Origin of the sequence: Dyella sp. ASV21, assembly GCF_016428975.1 — a bacterium.
Taxonomy (GTDB): Bacteria; Pseudomonadota; Gammaproteobacteria; order Xanthomonadales; family Rhodanobacteraceae; genus Dyella.
This window is the reverse complement of sequence record NZ_JAELTT010000041.1, coordinates 18,231-39,623: the sequence shown is the minus strand read 5'-3', so window position 1 is coordinate 39,623 and position 21,393 is coordinate 18,231. Positions and strand designations below refer to the sequence as shown.

Genomic DNA, 21,393 nt, shown 5'->3' with positions numbered 1-21,393 from the left:
GGAGAAGGAAGAGGAAGAGCGTCCCGATCATCTCAGTCGTCCATCAGCTCGGGGTCGGCGTCGTAACCGGACGGCAGTCCGCCGATGACCCACTCCGACCGCTGGAAGTGCGGCGACGTCCACTTGACCGTCAGGTCTTCCAACGACACGCGATCCGTGATGCCGGTGATCTGGGAGAGCCGGTCGAGCCACAGGCCGCGACGCTCCTGCAGGTACGCGTGGAGCCAAAACGCCGTCCGGTGCAGACGATCCTCGGGAACCTCGCCGATCAAGCCGTTTACCTGCCACGCCGAGACGAGGGCGAAGTCGGTGATCGCCCGACCGGCCAGGGCCACGTTCGTGTGCACGGCGAGGATGCGATCGCCCTTCTCCCGCACGTCCTCCAGGAGGGTCAGGCCGTGCAGGCGCGACGCCACTTGGTTCTGGTGAGAGGTCACGCGGTACTGCTGCATGCGAATCTGCCCACCAAGGTCGCGCACGATCTGGCGCGCTTGATCCCCTGCCGACTCGACGTAGGTCTCAGCTCGCGCAGCCGCATTGAGCGTGCGGTCGCTGTCCCAAGACTGGCCGTCCTGAAGAATCGCGTAAATCTGGCGGTAGTGTCGCTCCGCCCGGTCCTGCTCCTCGAACAGGGCCAGGTCGAGCGACGACATCACGGGGACAATCATGCTGGCCTGCTGGTTGGTAGTGCTTGCGTGATCCATCACGGCTTTCTCCACGGTGGTTACTTCCCCGCCAGTCCATAGCGGACCCAGTCCAACACCCGACTCACGGGTGGCTTCAACGAGGGCCAGCGATCCAGCGCACTGGCCACGTAAGGGCTGATTGAATAGTAGGTACGAACGAAGGCCCGTCCAAAGGTGGTCGTGAGCAAATGCGCGTCACGCCAGGCTCGCAGCTCATCCGTACGCGGATCGGTCAGCCCATAGACCGCGGTAGCGATAAAGCAGCGAGTGTCGCGCGCCTCAGGCCGGGAGTTGTGGGACTGCACCGCCACCGCATGGAAGTGCGCGTGCTCTTGGTCCCCTCCCCGCTTCGCTTCGGCTTGTTCCGCCGTCTCGCGCTGACCAAGCTCGCGTTCCTTCAGGAGGCGAACCTCGCAGAAGGCCATCGATGCCAGCTTGGTCGCGGCGAGGTACTCCCCCGCCCTCGGCGCGCGCTGCTTCATTTACTGGAACCTCGGCTGGAGGGCGTCGGACAGAATCGAGTGGAACGTTTCGTCGAGACCGAGGTAGCGGGACACAGGAGCTCGACTGTCGTACTTCGTGATCTTCAGACCCTTGAACTCGGTGCCCTTGAGATCCTCGAGGACGGCGACGCCATCGATCAGGCCCATGTCCAAAGCCTCGGCCGACGTCCAGATCCGGCCCGACGAGATCACATCCCGGCTCGCATGGAGACGCTTGCCTCGAGTGGCGATCACGTCGTCGACGAACCCCTGCCCCATCTGCCGGACCAGCTCGGTATTCAAGGCTGCATCCTCCGGGGAGGTCTTCGACCACGGGGACACGCCGCCCTTCAGGGCACCGGACCGGAACACATGCTCCGTCAGCCCGAGCTTCGAGGCTGCCTCGCTGGCATCGATGTAACGCATGATCGCGCCGATCGACCCGACCACCGAGTAACGGCCCGCGTAAATTCGGTCGGTGTGCACCGCGACCATGTACGAAGCGGACGCACCGATCTGGCCGATGATCGAATAGATCGGCTTTCCGGACTTTGCGCGGCACTGGTTCAGCCCCGAGACCATCCGCTCCGCCTCCGTGGGCGAACCGCCGGGCGAGTCGATGTCGAGCACGATGTACTTCACCTTCTTGTTGTCGCAAGCCCGATCCAGCATGGCCAACACCTTGTCTGCCGAAGCTCGCGTGCTGTTGGCGATCTCACCTTGGACCGGAATGAGGGCAACGGCGTCGGTCGTGGGGTCCCCCTCCACGCTGCTCCCTGCCAGAGAACGGACGAACATCCAGTAGGTCAGGAACCCACCGACGGCCAGACCCATGAAGATCGCGCGGCGCACCTTCCGCCATGTGGCCTCGTGTTTCTCGCGCTGCTCCTGATGGGCAAAGTGCTGGGCAGCCTGGGCCGCAACGTCAATGATCGCGCCCTGCCAGTTCCCGTCCGGCTTCTCGTGCTGCTGGTTCTGCTGCTCGCTCACTTCGATCTCCATTTCGTGAAACATTTGTTCCACGAATTACTGTTATCGGGAATGCACAAGGCGTAGGCCTTGGCTGTTTGCTGGGGTCGGCCCAGGGGCGGGCGCCTGCGTTGCCATCAAGCAGCTCCAGGGACTACGCACCAGGGCGGCTATCGGGACGCGCTGCCCCAAATAGTGATGGACGGTGGTCCAGAGGTGGAGCTGCTTGCCGTGGGCCGCCGGGCCAAGCCCGTGGATGAACTGTGTGGCTTCCATTCCTGTTCCTTGCCCGCCTCCTGCGGGGGTCGTCTTCAGATTTATCGCGCATCCGTCATGGGTACTAACCCGGGCGCGTCATCGACTGCCGCCACCTCAGGCACTCCCTGAATCCGCTCCTCGTAGCGCCGGGTCAAACGCTGCACCGCGCGACGAATGTCGAGCAACTCTGCCCGGCGCTCACGAATCGACGTCGCCTCCCGCTCTGCCTCACGGACGATGTCCCGCTCGTAGGGACGGGCATGGGCCAGCAACGTGGTGAGGTGGTAACCGTGCCCTCGCCCCCTCCCGCTCCTCCCTTGCGGGATGTACTTGAACGCACTCCGCTCTCCCTTGCCCTTGTTCTGCGTGAACCAATACAGCTCCATCGAACCCTTGTGGGCTCGGACACTGATGTTCAGTGGTGAGTAGAGGCTTCCCTTTGCGGGTTCCGCTGCGGCCTCTCGCTGGAGCTTCTCTTCGTCGCGCAGCTTGGCTCGACCGTTGCGGAATTCTTCGACGAGTGACTCGGCTTCGGCTTCGAGCAATGCCTCGGCGATTTGGATTTCTGACGCGATGGCCGTGAGCCTATCGAGCCCCCTTTGTGCCTCCTGCGCATTGAGTGCGATTTGGCGTGTAGCTTCTTTGGTGTCTGTCCCAGTCATTCTATCTATCATGGGATTTGCAGCGCTCCCCACTCAGGGAAAAACACCCTCGTTATCGCAGGGGGTTTCCGAACCTGGGGAACTGACTGAAAGCCACTTCATTGATATGGGGATTGGCTAGTCAATCGACCCGCACGGACCAATGCCCGGTCTTCCGCGCCCCGCGCTCTTGGGGAGTTGGGCGCAGTCCCATTTGATTGATATGGGGAATCGCACCGGACACCCGTCACATTGGGTAGTGGCGCAGACCAACGTGCTTACCCCAAGTCCCGCCCCCAGTCCCGCGACGGTCCACACGCCGGCGCCTCGCGTAGCGCGGATCGTGAGCCTCACTCGCGCCACGCCGGGTCTCTCCCGGGTGGTAACACCCCGATCTCTAGGGGGTGTTTCCGAGATTGAAGCGACCCTGTGCAGATTCCAATAGCGAGCAAATGGCTCTGCAAAGCCATTTAGCCGAGTTCGCTACCGAGCGCGGTGCACATCGCGGGGCGTTTTGGACCCTCCCCCTACCCATGCGACCGTATCTGCACCCGCCCAGCCTCGGGACCGAGGAGTCGCGGGCCTTTTCGTTTGTTATTTCAACGGCTTATAGCCAAGGAGAACCCATGGAAATGTGCAGCATCCACACGCCGTTGGCGGCGCTGGATATCGGCTACGGCAATTTGAAGGCTTTGGGCCTTCGCCCGGGCGCAACGCAGCCCGATGTGATCAAGCTTCCGATCGGTGCGGCTCCTCTCGAGCAGGCGCCAAAGGCCCTCGGTGGCGGCTACGACCTGCGCGGTGGCGAACGCGTCACTATCAACGGGTTGCCGTGGGTCGCCGGCACTGATCCCCAGATCTTGCAGGGCTTCACCCGGCAGTTGGACCCGACCTACATCTACTCGCCGGAGTACCTGGCCCTGTACTACGCGGCCCTGGCCCGCTTGAACTACAACCACATCGGCATCCTGGTCACTGGCCTTCCCTGCGACCAGTTCGATGGCCCCGACAGTCGCGTCATTCGCCAGCGTCTCTCGGAGCGCTTGAAGGGCGAACACCAGATCAGTGAACACCGAAGCGTCCGGGTCGACCGTGTCCTTGTGCTTGCTCAGCCCATGGGGACCTACGCCTCGCTGTTCCACGACCAGGACACCGCCAATGATGGCCGGACCATCCTGATCATCGACGTGGGCTTCTACTCCGTCGACTGGGTGCTCATGCAGGGCGGCTCTGTGCGTGGCGGTACGGCCCAGACCAGCCCGCAGGCGACCGGGCGCATCCTCGAAGTAGCCGCCCGTCAGATTTCGGAGAACCACGGCGGTGCTCAGCTGAGCGTCAATCGCCTCGAGGCGGCCTTCCGCAACGGGCAGGCAACGATGCAACTCGGCATCCATACGGTGCCGTATCGAAACTACATCGACCAGGCCGCCGCGACCGTATCCCGCCAGGTTCTGCCGGCGATCCTGTCTTCGCTGCGCGATATCGGCGATGTCACCGACTGCGTGATCCTCACGGGCGGCGGCGCCGAGCTGTTCGAGCCGGCGGCCAAGGCACACTTCAAGTCGTCGCAGGTCATCTCGACGCCAGACCCCGTCATGGCCAACGGCGAGGGCTATCTCTGGCTTGCTCATCGCGCGGCGATCTCTGCAGAACGCCAGGCGGCTCAAGCTTCGGCTCAGCAGAGGCGCGCCTAATGGCCGTCTCCCCGTTGGCCGCAGCCGAAGGCAAGCGTGCGAGGGCGAGGGCCAAGACGACCCGCGACCCCGACGGTTACACGCCTCGCATCATCGTGCGTTGGGATCCGGAAGCAGTCGCTGACCAGGACCTGCTCAGCGACCTAGGCAACTTCAAGGCCCGGGCGCGCGGAAAGCGGATGAAGTACCTCGCCCGTCTCGGGCTGTTGCTCGAAGCCCAGGGCGCATTGCTTGAAGGCCGAAAGGAATCCGGCCGACTGGTTCTTCCAGCGGTGATGGCATCGCCCGGCTCAGCCATGGCTGCCCTGCCCTCGGAACCCGCGTCGGATCGACTTTCCGTGGTAGCGCCGGAACTCCGAGGAGACCAAGGCGCTGGCTTGGACGGCATGCTCGGACAGCTCGAGGAGTTCTGATTCGAACCCCTTCTTGGTCACGGCTTCCAAAGTTTCGGAAGGTGATCGAATACAAATAGGCATTTTGTTTGCCTGATCACCTTCGTTTTTGACTTCCATTGCCATTTTCGTGGGTGTAGCCTCGCCCAAAATCTGCACCCTGCGGCTACTTTGTGACCATTTCTTTAGCTAGGAGCTTTCATGGCTACGCCCATTGAGACCCCCGTTGAGCAAGTTCAAGCGGGACCTACGACCCTGCGAGCAACGCCCGAAGACTTTCGCCGCTGGGCGGACCACGGCCAGGAGATGCTCCTGAAGTTGGCCGAGGCCACAAACGAGCCCAATGAGCGTCGCGTCCTTCGTACCTTCCGCAAGACTGAAGCCATGGAGATCGGCGGCATCAGCGAATACCGATGGAAGGAAGCTCGCAAGAAGTTGAGGCTTGGCGATTCCGCCGCCGCTGAAGCACGGGTCACTCTGGAGGAGATCCACAAGATCCAGGAGATGCTCGGGCTTCGGCCGCGCCGCCCTAAGGGTAGTCGTGCAGTCCGCATGGCGGTAGCCAATTTCAAAGGCGGCGCAACGAAAACAACGGTCGCATTTCACATAGGCCAGGCCTTCCCGCTGCGTGGGTACCGCACCCTGCTTGTTGACGCTGACCCTCAGGGCACGCTGAGCCGACTGATGGGTTTCCGCCCGGAAGATATCGACCCGGACATGACCCTGACGTCGCTGTTCGAAAACGTCTCGAAGGCACAGTCCGAGCGTATCGGTCTGCGCCCTCAGTCGACCCACATCGACGGCCTGGACATCATTCCGGCCTCGCTGGAGATGACCGGATCGGATATCCACATCGCTTCGGCGTTCATGAACAAGGTCGACGGTGCATCCGAGTTCTACCGCCTGTTCGATGACGCCCTGTCGGCCATCGAAGAGAACTACGACATCATTGTCATCGATACGGCACCGGCTTTCAGCTTCCTTGCCTTGAACGTCCTGTGGGCTGCAAATTCCCTGGTTGTCCCGCTTCCACCGAGCTTCCCCGACTTCTCCGCAACGATCGACTTCTGCGGCATGAGCGGCGACTTGATCTCAGCCATTTCGAGACTCAAGGGGTTTGGCAAGAGCTGGAGCCCCACAGTGTTCATGCACTCACGCGTTGAGAGCACGAATGCCGCCTCTGACGTGCGAACGTTCGCCGGGCATCTGTTTGGCCGGTACCGGGTTGAGGAAGGCATACCGAAGCTAAGCGCCGTGGAGAACGCCCTCTCCCAGATGCGCTCGATCTATGAGGTGACCGGCGCGGAAGTTGATTCCCGAGCACTGCGCCGCGCGCGTGACGCCGTCGACCAGTTCGCCAATCGCTTGGTTGGGCTGATTGAGGGGGAATGGGCGGAACAAGTTCGTGAAGTGAATCAGAAGGAGAGCGGCAATGAGTAAGGCTAAAGACCGCCGCAATGGAATTCTTGGCAGCGTGCTGGCGAGTGGCTTGGCGACCTCAGGCAGCGCCAGTACGGACGTCGATCGCATCGACGGCCACGCTGTGGATGGACCTGACGACCACGCAACGGAGGCAAGCGAGCCCCCTGCCCGCACCCGGGGCTCCTTCATGTCCACGATGTTCGGCGGCCAGGCTCAAGGCCTGGAGCAGAAGCTGAAGGAATACGAGGATAGATGGGGCGCGGCGATCCCTATGCGGGACGACATTGACCCGAAGCTTGTCGACCACGGCCCGTTCCACAACCGTCTCGGTGTCGCTTACGACGCAACTCGCTCCGAGGCTTTCCGTAGCCTCAAGGCAAAGATGGCCGTCACGAAGGGCAACACGACACCCGTGATGCTTCGCGAGAAGGACGGCGGTCGTTACGAAGCCGTGTATGGCTATCGCCGCTGGCAGGGCTGTCTACAGGACGGTTATCTGCTGCGTGCATTGATCCTGCCGAAGGAGACCACTAACGAAGAAGTGATGGTGTTCCAGCACTTCGAGAACGAGGACCGTGAGGATATTTCGGTCATCGAGCTCGGCCGTCAGGTGGAGAGCTGGATGAGGGATGCCGGCTATGGCTCGGCTGACAAGGTTGCCGCACGGCTGGAGATCGGCACTCAGCACCTATCGGAGCTGAGATTGATCGGTTCGCTGCCGGACCTCCTTTTGGAGGTTCACCCGGATCCATTGAAGATTTCCTTCCGTGCAGCGCGCACCCTGGCTCGTCTCCATCGAGATCGAGAGAAGGACCTCATTGAGCGGTTGAAGCTGCTGCAGAAGAAGACGCCAATTCCGACCGCTGCCGAGGCGACGGCCTTTCTCGTCGCCTTGGCAGAGAAGAAGGCACCGGTGCCTTCCAACACGGCCAGAACGGCATCGGTAAAGGCTGAGGTGTCTGACGGGCGGATTTCGTTTGTAACTAACGAACTTTCTGAGGATGCGCGCAAGAAGTTCATGAAAGCGGTCCAGGCCGCGGCCAAACAGGCAGGGTTCGAGATCCAGATCTAGTTTTCGGACGTGTCCGAAAAGTTTCTACAGATATGGATTCATCTAGCGATAACCAGACCAGTTTTCGGACGCGTCCGAAAACTGGTCAGCACTGAACACCAAGAGAGGTTTTCGGACGTGTCCGAAAAGTTCCAAAGACATCAAACGGACCTAGTTTTCGGACCTGTCCGAAAACTCAGGCCAGGGTGGCTTGAGAGGACCCTTAACTGAGGCTCGTCTCAAGCGACTCAGTCGCAAAGGCGCCAAGGCAATCGTGCTTAGGCAATCGGAACCAGATGACATGACGTAGCGACGAACGACACATACGAAAAAGCCCCACGGCTGGAACCGCAGGGCTTCTTTTCGTAGACCTATGGGATTGGTTGTACTCAACCCAAAAAGGCCCGGTTTGGCGACCGGTCTTTAGGGTACGACCAAAAAACCATTTGGGTCAAGTTTCGCTCGTCCTCAAAAAAGTGAGGACCTCAAATGACAACTTATGCGCACACCATCCCGAACGCTTCGGCGGTCGCTGACACCCTGTCGATCCTTCAAAGGCTCCGCCCGCATTGCTCAAGCATTGCCGCCGCAGTCGTACTCCTGACCCTTGCCCAGACGACCGAGTTCGCGGAAGGGGAGTGCACCACCGCGCTCTCTACCTACGAAATCGCGAATTCTGCTTCCATGACTCCAGCCGCCGTCCAGCGCGCCATCAATTCGCTCAGGGACGCAGGCCTAATCGCACGTCACCAACACATCAAACAGAAGGGCTGCGTTGCGCTCACCCTGATCACACCAAAAGGGCTTGACATTCTACGCCCGTCAGCGTTAGGCGCAACATCGCTTCCCGCAAGCCTCCTTAGCGACCTTGTTGGCGAGCCACTGATCATCACAGAGGCGTGCGCGCAGGCATGGAAGGAGGGGGTCGTCCCGGACCCTTCGCTCCTCCAGGACTTCCGTGGGCCGTCTGACGCGTACGAGCGCGTCATGGGGGCTCTGCGCGCAAACACCGAGCAGGCTCAGGAGACCTTGATGGCCGCCGTTGACGAGGCGCAGCTGATCGCGGACGCAGAGGCTGAGGGCAGGGTGGTGGTCCCGCTCTCCGACGGCACCGTCCTCGAACTCAATGCAGCGGAGTTCGCCGTGCAGGCACCGTGCCCTGTCGACCTACGCTTTATCCGCGAAACGCTCTTGCTCGTCATGGCGCGTGGACGCCAGCTCAATGGACCGATGGCCAAGCGACTCGCCGCCGAGGCGGGCTACTCGCGTGCGGTGGGCTTTGTACGCGGGCACGCTTGGGACGCCGGCAGTCGTGTCCTAGCATCGGTGATGTCCCGTGTGACTTGGTCTCGCCCACGCAGCATTAGGCAGGCTTGGTACACGGCCGTCGAATCGTGCTCGGCAGTCCATGGAGGGCAGTTATCCACAGGTGCATCGGTTTCCGTTCACTAACTAGGTTTTCCAACAAATAAAAGCTTCTAAAGAAAACCAGTTAGTCGCCGACAACCGACATGCCTGTGGACCGAATGCCCTGATTGCGCTCTTGGTTGGTCCGCTATGAATCCGGACCGCTTGGGGCCTGCCTTACCCGGACACAGTGCTTAGGAGTAGAACGTGCTGGATGCAAACACTTTTTTGGTGAACGACCTGGTCGACTACGGCTTGGACGCGTTGATGTTCATTCGTCAGGTCGCCGCCCGGGATCCATCAGCAGCCCAAGAGATCTGCCGTTTCCGCAATCAGCGTTTGCTCTACGTCCTCGAACGCCTCGACCAGGCTGCTTTGCGCCGGTTGCTCGGCGCCGTCGGTTGCCCGTTCGGCCCTCGCACCACGGAGCTGAACGCTGCGCTCGATACGCTGGAAGGTGGCCTTCGTCCGAAGGGTTTGGTTAACGCTCCTGAGTTCTATTCCGAAAACGAGCACTTCGGTCGTGAGCTGGAGCGGATCCAGCAACAGTTTTGGACACTGTTCCGCCAAGAGGCACATCAGAACCACCACGCGTGTGCGACGACGTTCGATATCGACGACCATCAGGTCATTCGCCGTATCGCAACCCTGAAGCTGAATGAGCTGCGCCTGCTTGCACGTTTCCCGATAGCCCTTAGGATTAGTCAGTCCTCCGGCTTTGAACTGGCGTTGAGCTTGGAAGGGCAGGGCGTTACGAATCCAACGCGCCTCGCAGTCGCCGGCATGGCGGCCGCATGCTTTGATGAGCCAGCTGCTGAGCACGCGCAAGGGGTTGTGTCATGACGACATCTCAGAGGCTTGTTGGCAAAGCCCACGACGGCGCCATGAAGTTGGCGATCCTGCAGGCCAAGCATCTGGCCGGCTACCAAGACGGATCCATCGTCAATTCTGCGGAACGCTTGGCCAAGCTCGGACTACGTGCCAGCTTGATTCACGAGCTGACCGGAATCCCCCAAAGCAACACGTCGCGGATCGTGAAGTCGGTCGGCAATTTCAAGACCGGTCGCCGCAAGACCAGTATCGACGATATCTTCCGCAACGCGACGACGCACCAGCAGATCTCGATGTTCCTCGTCATGGTGGAACGTCAACGCAAGCTCAATCCTGCCGGTACCTTACTTGCGTGCCACATCCTGGACGCCGTCCGCAGCATGTGCGCCCGAGCGCCAAGCCAACTGCACTCTGCGGATTGGGAACGCCTAACCGAAGCCGCGCTCTCGCTCCAGAGTGGCGCGCTGCGGCTGATCACCTGTTCCGCGTGCCACACTCGCCACGTCGTGCCGTCTAAGGAGAGCGAGGGGCTGGGCGCAAAAATAAACGAGTCGGACCGCGCGTGTCCGCTCTGCCGCATCACCGAATCGGTCACCACCATGAAGAAGAAGGTAATTGATGACCGTGAGGTAACGTTCGTCACGACCATTCGCCAGGCCGACAACACGGTTATCCCGACCCTGGCTGCCGATCTCTTCGAGCGCCGACAACGCCTCCGCGCGGCCGGCGTGGGTGAACCGAAGGCCGCGACGCGCTAAAACCGTACCGGTCGAAACTAGCCCGAACAACGGCAGTGTTTCGCCGCTAGCCTCTTTGGCGCGCCACCTAGCATGGGTGGTATGCGCGCCCTCATCTCTGCAGTTCTCACGTCCCTCGCTCTGCTGGCCACCATGCCGGCCAGCGCACTGCCGAACCCGCCGGCGAAAGCTCCCGCCGGGCAAGAGGACACTCAACAACCGGCGACCACAAAACCCCCGCGGAATCCGGACGATGGCTGGTTCTTCTATCGAGACCCCCGGGAGGAGGAGAAGAAGAAGACCCCACCTCCGAAGCCTGCCCCGCCCAGCGCGCCGACCGACATGAGCGAGAAAGTCGGCAGCGCCGAGTGGATCCAGAAGAACCTCCCTCGAATCATGATGGATGCCATCAACGACCCGGGGAACAGGGATAAGGTCGAGCTGTACGGCTATGTCCAGAAGCTCGCGATGGATAAGTCGGAACAGTTCGCCAACACCTACATCCGCGTCATGAGCGCAAACCCTGCGCTCGATGAGACGATCCGAAATCCGACCAGTACTTTCGCGCTGCGCGAGCTGGACACAAAGCGCGACTCGGAGCGCGCAGAAGTCCTGCGCCAGATCGCGCAGACCACAGGCCTTTGGTACTTCTTCCGGTCGGACTGCCCGTATTGCCACCGGCAGAACCCGCTGCTCGACCTGCTACAGCAGGACTCGAACATCTCCATCCTCCCGATCAGCTTGGACCATCAGCCGTTGCAGGACGGCTCGTTCCCGAATTGGGTGGCAGATAGCGGGCAGGGGCAGTACCTCGGCGTCACCAACACACCGACGTTGTTCATGGTTCATCCGTCTACAGGGCAGCTCGTCAGTCTGGCTGTTGGGCAGCGGTCGTTGCCGGACATTGAGCGCCGCATCATCGAGATCTCGCGCGATCAGAACTGGATTGACCAGGCGACGTACGAGCGAGCGATGAAGGGCATGCCCCAGCGATACATCACTGACGCATTTGACCCCACCTCGATCACAGACCCGAACGATCCAAAGCAGGTACTGGATGCGCTTCGCCACGCCGGTATGCACGGCGAGGCGCAGCAGTCCGCGACCCTCGACGATCTGCAGAAGGCAACGCGCGGAAACGCCACACCATGGAAAGGCTCGGAGTAACCGGCAATGAAGCGAATCCTACTTCTCGTTCTTGTAACCCTGGCAGCCATCAGCGGCCACGTCCATGCACAAAGTGGCGTCGCCGGTCAGTCAGCGAACATCTTCAACTCGATGACGAACACGACTGATCCGAAGGTTGTGATGGGTGCTCGTCGCGGCGTGATTACCGGCGGTAGCTTCCAAATGAAGAACCGCATGATGAATGTGCAGCTCATCTCGATGAATGCACCAAACATCACGGGCGGCTGCGGTGGAATCGACGCGTTCATGGGTTCTTTCTCATTCATCTCGAAAGACCAGATCGTTGCGGCGCTGCGATCCATTGCGTCGGCAGCTGTGGGCTACGCGTTCAAGCTCGCCCTGCAGAGCATGTGTCCGTCGTGCGAGAAGATCATGGGCGAGATGCAAAACATGATGAACAACGTGACGATGAACAACATCAACTCGTGCGAAGTGGGCCAGTCCATCATCAACGCGGGTGGCGATAACTCCATCGCCTCCGGTATCGCGGAGATGGGTAAGCCGGTTCGCACGTGGCTCGGTCAGGCTGATGACTACCAGCAAAGCAAGAACCTCAATAAGTCGACGACGCCCCTTGGTTCGCTCGCCAATCAATCGCCACAGATCTTCGATCAGGTTATCCCTGGGAACGTCGTGTGGCGCGCGCTGATGTCGCAAGGCGTCGGCACATGGGTTGGCCAGCAGAACGATCAGATGTTGGAAGACATCATGTCGCTGACTGGCACGATCATCGTATGCATGCCTGATGCGGCCCAAAGCGAGTGCTCCGTCGCCGGCGCGACGGGGTCGCGCGTCGGTCAGCAAGGTTCGTTGATCCAGTACCGACAGCCGCCGACCATGACCATCAAGGAGCTGGTCGAGGGAACCGACGGTTCCCGCATGATCAAGCGAATCCAGTGCGTGGGTCAGCACCCGCATGAAGTGAATGGCTGCAATCGCATCATCGTTCAGGACTACAGCAATTATGAAGGTCTGCGCACGAAGTTGATGAAGGTGTTCCTTGGCGATGGCTCTGAAGGGTCCGGCATGCTCGACCAGGTCTACCTTGGACAGCGCTCGCCGACCACTCAGGAGCAGGCCCTGATGACGGGTGGCGGGCAGTACACGCAATTGGCGATCAGCCTCGCCATGAAGTCGCCGGCTGCAGCAAAGCGTTTCGTTGCGCAGTTCGGCGACCTGATCGCGGCCGAGCTCGCGCGCGAGATCGTCTTCGTCAATATCGACTCTGCCCTAACCGCCGTCGCCCAGCAGACGAGCGGGGACACCCGCCCAGTCCGGCAGCTCCTTCACGAATCGCTGCAGCGCAACCAAGAGGAGCTGAGCCTCTACTACGACAACGCGAAGTCCAAGAGCGCGGTCATCAACTATTGGTCCGAGATCCAGCACGCGCTGGAGAAGCGTGACCCGGTGCAGCGCCCGGTCGGCGCGGTCAACTGACGAAAGGAATCCTCAGTGCCAAATCTATTCGTCAAAACGGGCAAGCTGTTCGAGATCTACTCGATGGGCGATGGTCTCTACATGAAGCGCGTCCTAGATGGCGTCGCGTCCATGAGCAACAGCGGCCTCTTTGTTTCTCTGGGCGCGCTCGGGCTCCTTTTGGGCCTTCTCATGGTCGCCGTCAAGCACGTCTCCAACAACGCGCAGAAGACAGAGTTCGGGGTGCTCTTCCTGTCGTTCATCGCATTCACCGTGATGTTCGGTATGCGCGCGGACGTAATCATCCATGACCTGGGCGGAGCGCCAGGAGCCGTGCAGAACGGGACCTTCCCGGTAGACAACGTTCCCTTCGGTGTCGCAGCGGCGGGAAGCATCATCTCGACGCTTGGGCTCACGCTGTCGGAAAAGATGGAGCAGGGCTATGGCCTTCCATCTGGCGGGACCAATCCCGATGGCACGACAGGCTTCGGTCGTAGCCTCGAGTGGATCAATGCCGTGCGCAACTGGGAGCTGCCAGAGTTTGACGACACAGGGTCGAATGGTCTCGTGTCACGGTTCAAGAACAACGTCTCCTACTACCTCGCGAACTGCACGTTTGTGGCGGCAGGGAATAGTCAGCTGAACATGGCGAAGGCGTTCAACACCTCCGATCCTTTCAGCTTCGGCGACACGACCACAGGTGGCCTTGGCTACAACAACAAGTTCATCACGACGAAGTGGGAGGACAAGGCCCACAACATTACCGACATGGACTGTTCGGCCGCGCTCAATCAGCTGAAGGCAGACGCCGGCGACGACTCGCTCTTCAGCGCCTTTGCCAACGCGTCTGCAGTTCGCATGAAGCGTGTGGTACCGGGATACCCTGCTGCCCAGCAGATGCGGGATGCATTCAACGACATCGGTATGGCCGGCGATGAGGCGGCCGCGTACACGATGAGTTCCGCCGTCAATGCGGTGTGGTCTATGGCCCTGCGACGCGGCAGCGATCCCTCAGGACTGGACGTTATGACCGCGGTGATGGTGAACCAGGGAACCGAGCAGCGTGCCACGCAATGGGGCGCCGATGAATCCATGTTCCGCCAGGTGGCGCGGCCGATGGCTGCGTTCTTCGAGTCGATGATTTACGCCATGGCCCCCTTCATGGCCTTGGTTGTCGGTCTCGGTGCCTGGGGCTTCCAGAAGCTGATGACCTACATGGTCCTGACGATCTGGGTCGCATTGTGGCTGCCTGTCTTGTCTGTGGTGAATCTTTTTCAGGTGACGATGGCCCAGCACGCAGTGGACGCGATGAACCAGGTTCCACCTGGGGCCACTCCACTATCGGTGACAAGCATCGCGGGTGCAGCCAATCTGCAACACCAGATTGTGAACTGGCTTGCCACGGGTGCAACGATTGCGGCGGCGACGCCGGCGATCACGATGATGCTGATCTTCGGCGGAGCCGTGACTGCGAGCGCGCTTGCTGGCCGTATGCAGGGTGCAGAGTTCAGCAACGAGAAGATGGTGAGCCCCGACTCCGTCAAGGACGCGCCAATCATGGAGCGCGGCTCGATGGAATCGCATAGTCAGATTGGCGGTAGCCACATCACCGGCGCTTCTGCGATTGCGCCGAAATACTCCGGCGCGACGATTGGCGAAAGCGCGGTCTCTAGTTCCTCTGCAGCGCTTGAGGCTTCTTCGAACAACCTGACTTCCACCGCATCCAAGGCTATCAGCCAGAGCTTCCAGAACGAGATTGGTCAGACAGTGTCTGGCTCCCATATGTTCCAGGGCTCCGCATCGCAAAGCCAGCAGGAAATGGCGAAGTGGGGTACGTCTCAGGGTTACGACATCAAGAGCGGACAAGAGCAGGCATGGGCCGCGGTTATGGCCATGTCCGCCGCCGGCCAGGGACAAGCGGCGGCCGGCATCGCGAAGGCCGCCGGTATCAGCCTTGCCGCGGGCAGCAGCTCGAGGCACGAGTTCACTGAGAAGGATGCGCAAGCTCTTGGTGAGCAGATCAAGCGTGACTCGTCGTACAACAAGGCGATGACTGCGCAGATGGCCACTGCGGTGAACGACACTGTGCAGAACATGGCTTCGCAGGGCTCGAAGATCGCTGAAAGTGCCGTGGGTAGTAACCAGTACCAGAGCGCGCTGTCTGACATGAAGTCGAAGCAGGAGCAGTTCCAGGAAGCGCAGTCGTTGAAGTCTCAGTTCGGCAGCTCGCAGCAAATTGACAGCATCCAGGCTGCTACGGGAATCGCAGGTCGTGGTCACGCCGATGAGGTCATCAATGCAGCGAAGCAGCACGCCGGCGTCGAGGCATTCAACTACGCCCGGCAGTACGTGCAAGGTTCGGGCTGGGGATCGAGTGATTCGAAGGTCGCCGATGTGCAGGCGGCACTGGTGGCGTTGGAGGGTAAGAGCCTCCCAGTGGCCGGTCGGGAGGCCCTGCGGGCTGGGCACGAGAGCGACCGCAGCCAGGCGCTGTTGAAAGCACTGGGGCAGGGCGGAGCCATGTTCGGCGGTGATGTCAGCAAGGCCGCGCTTGGCGATCCGTACCGCAACTCCGGGTTGGCTTCGGACGTGGTCAAGGGTGTGGCAGCGCAGCAAGTCGGTGGTCACCCGCTGGGCTCTGGCTTGAACGAGAACAACATCAAGGGACAGGCTCAAAGCCTGGTCTCCGGCGCATCTGTGCCTGAGGCGACGGGCGCTGTCGTTCAGCGCGCTGGGATCGGCGAGGCCGTGGCCAACATGGATCAGCAGAGCCGTGAACTCGAGGGCTACCGCCAGGATCCGAATGCGGCAAATGCGGTTTCTGGTCGTGTTCGTGATCAGTTTGAGACGAACACCGGTGTCGTCCAGAAGGAAGCCGCCGATCTCAAGAACGCTCGCGCGAAGGAGATGGCGAACAACGACACTGGTGGCTTGGCCAAGGACATGAAGCGCTTCTATGACGACCGGGTGTCCGCCGCGACAAACCATAGCGCCCAGAGTGCCCAGGGGGCAATGAGCATCGCGCGAGCCGTCAATGGAGGCGAAGCGGAGCGGGACATCGCGAAGAAGCAAGAATTCATGATGGACGAGCGCGGTAAGCAGAGCATGACTTTCGGCTTCGGCGGTATCACTTCGTCGAGTGCCAAGGACGTCGCCACAGACCCGACGCTGCGAAGCGACGCCAACCAGTGGTTTGGAGGTCGAGCGGATCAGCTCATCCAATCGGAAGGCAATTACCAGAGCCGTGACCTACTGGTCGCGAAGGCCGCGATTGATGCGGTGCACGCGCACAACGGCGCGACGCCGGAGATCGTGCAGGCCTACGACAGTTCGGTGGCGAACTTGACGCCGGACGAGCGCAAAAATCTGGAGGCCTACGAGCAGGTTGCCCATACGAAGTCATGGGGCGGCGGCGTGGGCGATATGTCCGGCGCTGAAATAGCGCTTGGCCAGAATCCGGAGGGTATGCAGCTCACCCGCCCGGGACCGCAGACCATCGATCGCAACACGTCCGTATTTGGCCCGGGGTTCGTCGGCCCCGGCGCGAACTCCCACCAGGGCGCCGTTGGTTCGCCCTCCGTTGGAGGAGACCAGGGAGCATCAGGGCCTTCGGTTGGCGCGCCGATGATTGGGGGCTCCCAAACGCCGATGAGCAATGGAGGTCCATCGGACGAGGGCAGGGTGCGGCCCGGCTCTGGTGCCGGGCAGGGGGTTAGCACCCCAGCGTTTGGTTCAACTGAGGTCGGAGGCGGGCGTCCGAACCAGGGACAGGGATGAGGCAAGAAATAAGAAGGGCGCCATTGGCGCCCTTCTTGTTTGCATCAGTCGTCGTTGTGACGCGGCTGGTTGAGTGGCTTGATCCCCATCGGGTCGCTGTGGTCGTCAAACAGCGATGGCGCGTTCCGCCACGGCTCGTCGTCCCAGCCCGAGGGTTCGTCGCTCTTCTGCGGCCCGCCGCCGTCCTTGCGCTTGCTGCGTCCCCCCAGAAGGGCCAAGAGCACGAAGAGTCCAAGGAAGATGTAAATGTTCACGGCGTCAGGCTCGCGGAGATCATGTGGGTAGGCTACCACGGCGGCGGAGAGGGCAAAGTTACCTCTAGCGGTAAGGGCGGGCCCGCGATAACATCAGGTCAAACCCGCGACTCACTCTGTGAGCGCATCGGTGCCGAGGCCCACCTTCAGGCCGTAACTGTCCACCGAGACAGCACCCTTTTAGCGTTACTTCCCGATCCTTTCCCGTGAACGACCTATTGGCGTTCGTGCGGTATTCACCCCTACGCTCAGCGTGATTCACTCCTCTCGTTGTGCGCGAGATGGAGCTCTTTTCTATTACTCGTGCGCACAGCGAGATGGAGCTATATCCATGGGTCTTGTCAGTATGTTTTGCGGTTTGGTTCTGCTGATCGTCATCTTTCAGGGCAGTCAGCGTCCCAAAGCCAGTGACCGCCAGGCGCTGTTGGATGGCAGTTCGGAAACGAACGAAACCAACGAGTGGTCCAGCGATGGTCGCGTGAAGGGTGAGCCAAAGCTCACCGAACTCGCAGCCCCTTCGGCAGAAGTGATCGAGTTTCCGATCATGACCAGCAAGCAGTTGTTTGACCGTCTCGCCGCCAATGGCGGACCGAACGTGATCGTTTCCGAAGAGCGTGTGCAGCACATTCGCAGCGCGCGAAACCTTCTGAAGCCTCGCGAGGATCTGGTCGAACCAGCTGTCGAAGTCCCCTACGAGGTCGCAGACCTTGGTCTGCCGCCCGACCTAATGGTCGACGAGCACGTCGAAGTCTGGGCACACGAGGAATTTTCCGAGGTCGCCTAAGACCAACCAACAAAAGGAGCCCCTTCGGGCTCCTTTTTTTTGGCCTGCGTGTCCTCCATGAAACGAGCCTCAATAACGGCATCGTTTCGGAGTTAGGGCGCTGCCTCTGGCGCTTACCGTGAGAGCTCCCGAAATTGGAGTCCTCCCACTCATGCAGCGCGTTCAGATCCCGCGCCACGTCGATGCACCACAGCGGTTCCTGCTCTGGACCGTCGACCAGGCTATCCCGTTCCTGATCATCGTCGGCCTGGGCATCTTCCTGAAGATGCTCTTTGTCTCCATCTGCGTGGGCATCGGCGTTAGCTGGTACTTCAACCGCTACCGCGAGTCGCGTGCTGACGGCTTTCTCAAGCACATGTTCTGGTGGTACGGCATGGCGAGCGTGAAGTCGAGCGTTCGCTCGGTCGTCAATCCCTTCATGCGGAGGATCTTCCCCGCATGAACCTAAAGAACTATCTCAAGACGTGGGACGGCACCCTGACCGAGAACCGGATGGGCCGCTACGTCATGCTGGTCCAATCCGTTGTCATTCTGGTGTTGGGCATTGCGCTTGCAACGCGCACGCCCGTCATCGAGCAAATCCCTCCCGGGTTGACGGACAAGGGGCTGCTGATGGCTGACGACGCAAACGACGCTGTTCGGACCGCGTGGGGCAGCTTCTTCGCGGACACCCTCGCGAACGTTACGCCTCGCACCGCCGACTTCCTCGACAAGAAGCTTGGTCCCTTCGTCGCCCCGAACATCAGTAGCCAGGTGCGCGACCTTGTGGCCGCGCAAGCAAAGCAGATCAAGGATGAGCAAGTCTCGATCCAGTTCAGCGCGACCGACGTGTGGCGTGTGCCCGACACCGACACCGTTGTGGTCACCGGTGAGTACACCATTCACGGCATCCGCGAAGCAGAGAAGCGGACGACCCGGACCTTCGAGTTCGGCATCAAGATCGTCAACTACCGCGTCGTTCTGACCGGTATCGATGTCTACGAGGGGCCGTGGCGTCCCACCGCTGAACGCGAAAAGAAAGCAGTAGCCGCGGCGCGCAAGGCCGCCGAAGCCCAGCAGACCGGAAACTAAGGAGAAGCAAGGATGCGAACGATGCGTGCGCGAGTGCTCGCGATAGCCATGATGGCGTATGGGTTGTGTGCCCATGCTGAAGTGACGCCGGGCCTTCCGGTTCAGCAGGTGAACCCACCGCAGGCCCAGGGAACCGGACCGCAGGCCCCGCTGGCTGCCGGCGTTGAAGGCGCTGACGGCCTCACACCGGAGGAACGCCGAGTTGCGGCAGGACTGTTGGCGCCGGCGCCGCGAAATAGCGAGGTGGCCACGAAGCCTCCCGTAAAAGCCCCGCCTCCGCAGATGACGGTGAAGGCTGGCGTCACAACCATCTTTGCGATCGGCCGAGGGCAGACGAACCGTATTGTCGTGCCCTTCAAGAAGCCGAAGCTGATGACTTCCGCGACGGAAGACCAAGCAAAGATTGACGTCGACCCTGACTTCCCTCTGGTTTACGTGACCACCTCTCGAAGCGAGCCGGTGAGCATGTTCATCTACGATGAGAACGACAAGACGACGGCCATCTCGGTTTCTCTCGTTCCAGCAGACATTCCCGCCGTGAGCGTGACCATGCGGCTCGAGAACTATGTGCCGCGCGAACCGGTGGAGCAGACGGCCCGCCACGAGGGTGACGCGAAGTCTGCTCGCGGGTGGGAAACGGACCAGCCATTCACCGACTCGGTCAAGGAACTTTTCCGAAACGCTGCGCTCGGCAAGGTGCCTTCGGGTTACTCGCTTGGTCCGCTTGATCATCGATCTGCTGCTGCGGCGCGGTGCGACATGCCGGGACTCCGCATCGAGCAGAAGCAACTGCTGACCGGCTTCAATATGCAGCTCGTGGTGGCACGCGTGACCAATATGCAACCGGTACCTGTGGACATCGTCGAGACCGGCTGTCGCGGGGCCGACGTGTTGGCTGCTGCCGCATGGCCTGCCGTGCATCTACAGCCTGGTCAGGCTGCGGAGCTATACGTCGCGATTCGGGCGCCCGGTGAGGACGCGTCGGACGTGGTTCGCCCCTCGCTTGTGAGTGAGGGCCGCTGACATGGCGATGCCGAAGGCAATTACCGATCGTTGGGAAAAGCTCAATCCGAAGCAGAAGCAGTGGCTGACGTGGGGCGCGATGCTCAGCGTGCTGTTCGTCATCGGCTACTACATCTTCTTCACGCCTCCCAAGCAGGCGACCCATAAGGGCCCGACGCAGATCAAGATGGCGAACGAACTAATGCCCTCGAACGCAGCTCGCGATCTGGGTATGAGTAGCCTGGCCGCCGGCGTCAAGGATGCGCAGCGCGACCAGAAGCAGCTCGGGCAGACCGTAAACCAGTTGAAGCTGCAGAGCGACGCGCGCAATCGACAGGGCGCTGATGGCCAAGAGCGTAGCGCGGCGCAGAAGACTCAGACTGAACTTGTTGATCTTCGGAAGCAGGTCGAGGACCTGAAGAGCAAGCTTGAGCAAGGTGGTGGGCAGCAGGTGCAGGCCGGGCAGGCGGCGAACGGGCAGCATGCGGGCCAGGCCGGAGCCGCGATGGCTCCCATGGCCGGTGGTAGTGCCACGAGCGTGGGGGGCGGCGGAGCCGTAACGCTCCGGGAAGTTGGTCGCGGCACGCCTTCGACGGGGCACGCAACGGCGGCGAATGCTGACCCGTCGGCCGCCGGCGTGCCCAACAAGCCCGGCACAGCAACGCCAGCGGAGACGGCGAAGAGCGACGCCAAGGTGCCCACCCAGTACATGCCCTCTGGTTCGCTGATTGAAGGCGTGAACGTCACCGGTATGGACGCACCTACCGGAAAACAGGCGATGAAAGACCCAGTGCCCATGCTCATTCGCGTGAAGAAGGAGGCGATTCTTCCGAACCGCTTTCGAGCTGATGTGCGTGAGTGCTTCATCGTGTCGTCTGGTCACGGCGATCTCGCTTCCGAACGCGCGTACATTCGGTCCGTCAGCATCTCCTGCGTGCGCAAGGACAAGCGCGTTATTGATATTGCTGCCGAGATGGTCGCGATCGGCCCCGATGGCAAGGCGGGCATCCGGGGTCGACTCGTAACGAAGCAAGGCCAGCTCATCGCGAAGGCGGGCATGGCCGGCGTCGCGCAGGGTTTCGCGCAGGCCTTCAGCGGCAGCAACTACCGCATGAACTTCGCCTCGGACAACACCGATTACGGCACTGCCTTCGAGCAGGGTGCAGGGCAGGGTGTCGGCTCCGCATTCGACCGTATTGCGAAGTACTACCTCGATCTCGCCGACCAGATGATGCCGGTGATCGAGATCGATGCTGGCCAGCGCGTGACCTTCATGCTCGTGAAGGGTGTCTCGATGGGCGTCGTGAAGTGACCTGACGAAACAGGCCCAC

Annotated in this window: 20 protein-coding genes; 15 read left to right on the top strand and 5 right to left on the bottom strand. The window is 61.1% G+C overall.

The window, feature by feature from the left end:
* Positions 1-32: 32 nt before the first annotated feature.
* From JHD67_RS14130 to mobI, 4 genes are all read right to left on the bottom strand, one after another.
* On the bottom strand, positions 33-719 hold the full coding sequence (locus JHD67_RS14130) for a hypothetical protein (RefSeq protein WP_199041147.1): 687 nt from the start codon (positions 717-719) through the stop codon (positions 33-35).
* Positions 720-724: 5 nt separating this feature from the next.
* A complete protein-coding gene (locus JHD67_RS14125; protein WP_199041149.1) occupies positions 725-1,168 on the bottom strand; it encodes a CFI-box-CTERM domain-containing protein in 444 nt (147 codons plus the stop codon).
* The gene (locus tag JHD67_RS22910) at positions 1,169-2,158 is read right to left on the bottom strand and encodes a S49 family peptidase (protein ID WP_199041151.1); all 990 of its coding nucleotides are present in this window, start codon (positions 2,156-2,158) and stop codon (positions 1,169-1,171) included.
* Between the two features lie 296 nt (positions 2,159-2,454).
* Positions 2,455-3,057, bottom strand: coding sequence for a conjugative transfer protein MobI(A/C) (gene mobI / locus JHD67_RS14115; RefSeq protein WP_199041153.1), 603 nt, complete (start codon positions 3,055-3,057; stop codon positions 2,455-2,457).
* Positions 3,058-3,662: 605 nt separating this feature from the next.
* Between mobI and JHD67_RS14110 the strand changes: the two genes are divergently transcribed.
* From JHD67_RS14110 to JHD67_RS14065, 10 genes are all read left to right on the top strand, one after another.
* Entirely contained in the window at positions 3,663-4,730 is a 1,068-nt protein-coding gene (locus JHD67_RS14110; protein WP_199041157.1) for a ParM/StbA family protein, read from the top strand.
* On the top strand, positions 4,730-5,143 hold the full coding sequence (locus JHD67_RS14105) for a hypothetical protein (protein WP_199041160.1): 414 nt from the start codon (positions 4,730-4,732) through the stop codon (positions 5,141-5,143). Before JHD67_RS14110 ends, JHD67_RS14105 begins: the two co-directional genes overlap by 1 nt.
* A 180-nt stretch (positions 5,144-5,323) precedes the next feature.
* Positions 5,324-6,562, top strand: coding sequence for an AAA family ATPase (locus JHD67_RS14100; protein WP_199041163.1), 1,239 nt, complete (start codon positions 5,324-5,326; stop codon positions 6,560-6,562).
* Positions 6,555-7,616 (top strand): ParB N-terminal domain-containing protein, encoded by a 1,062-nt coding sequence (locus tag JHD67_RS14095; RefSeq protein ID WP_199041167.1) that lies wholly within the window; start codon positions 6,555-6,557, stop codon positions 7,614-7,616. The genes JHD67_RS14100 and JHD67_RS14095 overlap by 8 nt, the downstream gene beginning before the upstream one ends.
* A gap of 468 nt (positions 7,617-8,084) precedes the next feature.
* On the top strand, positions 8,085-9,047 hold the full coding sequence (locus JHD67_RS14090; protein ID WP_199041170.1) for a helix-turn-helix domain-containing protein: 963 nt from the start codon (positions 8,085-8,087) through the stop codon (positions 9,045-9,047).
* Between the two features lie 162 nt (positions 9,048-9,209).
* Positions 9,210-9,845, top strand: coding sequence for a hypothetical protein (locus JHD67_RS14085; RefSeq protein WP_199041173.1), 636 nt, complete (start codon positions 9,210-9,212; stop codon positions 9,843-9,845).
* A gap of 41 nt (positions 9,846-9,886) precedes the next feature.
* Positions 9,887-10,591, top strand: coding sequence for a hypothetical protein (locus JHD67_RS14080; RefSeq protein ID WP_199041176.1), 705 nt, complete (start codon positions 9,887-9,889; stop codon positions 10,589-10,591).
* A gap of 81 nt (positions 10,592-10,672) precedes the next feature.
* Complete coding sequence (locus tag JHD67_RS14075; RefSeq protein WP_199041179.1) at positions 10,673-11,737, top strand: conjugal transfer protein TraF; 1,065 nt, start codon at positions 10,673-10,675, stop codon at positions 11,735-11,737.
* A 6-nt stretch (positions 11,738-11,743) separates the two neighbouring features.
* Entirely contained in the window at positions 11,744-13,195 is a 1,452-nt protein-coding gene (locus JHD67_RS14070) for a conjugal transfer protein TraH (protein ID WP_199041182.1), read from the top strand.
* Positions 13,196-13,210: 15 nt separating this feature from the next.
* Positions 13,211-16,951 carry a conjugal transfer protein TraG N-terminal domain-containing protein gene (locus JHD67_RS14065; RefSeq protein ID WP_199041184.1) on the top strand — a complete coding sequence of 1,247 codons (3,741 nt, stop codon included), beginning with the start codon at positions 13,211-13,213 and terminating at the stop codon, positions 16,949-16,951.
* Positions 16,952-16,995: 44 nt separating this feature from the next.
* Here the strand turns inward: JHD67_RS14065 and JHD67_RS14060 are convergent, their stop codons facing one another.
* Positions 16,996-17,205, bottom strand: a complete 210-nt coding sequence (locus JHD67_RS14060) for a hypothetical protein (RefSeq protein ID WP_199041187.1) — start codon at positions 17,203-17,205, stop codon at positions 16,996-16,998.
* Between the two features lie 331 nt (positions 17,206-17,536).
* On the opposite strand from JHD67_RS14060, the gene JHD67_RS14055 reads away from it, so the two are divergent.
* The 5 genes from JHD67_RS14055 (at position 17,537) to JHD67_RS14035 (ending at position 21,374) form a co-directional block, all read left to right on the top strand.
* Positions 17,537-17,989: a hypothetical protein gene (locus tag JHD67_RS14055; protein ID WP_199041190.1), complete on the top strand. Its 453-nt coding sequence runs from the start codon at positions 17,537-17,539 to the stop codon at positions 17,987-17,989.
* A 151-nt stretch (positions 17,990-18,140) separates the two neighbouring features.
* A complete protein-coding gene (gene traL / locus JHD67_RS14050; RefSeq protein WP_199041193.1) occupies positions 18,141-18,431 on the top strand; it encodes a type IV conjugative transfer system protein TraL in 291 nt (96 codons plus the stop codon).
* Positions 18,428-19,060, top strand: a complete 633-nt coding sequence (locus tag JHD67_RS14045) for a TraE/TraK family type IV conjugative transfer system protein (protein WP_199041196.1) — start codon at positions 18,428-18,430, stop codon at positions 19,058-19,060. Before traL ends, JHD67_RS14045 begins: the two co-directional genes overlap by 4 nt.
* Before the next feature lie 12 nt (positions 19,061-19,072).
* Positions 19,073-20,083, top strand: a complete 1,011-nt coding sequence (locus JHD67_RS14040) for a type-F conjugative transfer system secretin TraK (protein WP_199041199.1) — start codon at positions 19,073-19,075, stop codon at positions 20,081-20,083.
* A gap of 1 nt (position 20,084) precedes the next feature.
* Positions 20,085-21,374, top strand: a complete 1,290-nt coding sequence (locus JHD67_RS14035) for a TraB/VirB10 family protein (RefSeq protein ID WP_199041202.1) — start codon at positions 20,085-20,087, stop codon at positions 21,372-21,374.
* The last annotated feature ends 19 nt before the right edge of the window (positions 21,375-21,393 follow it).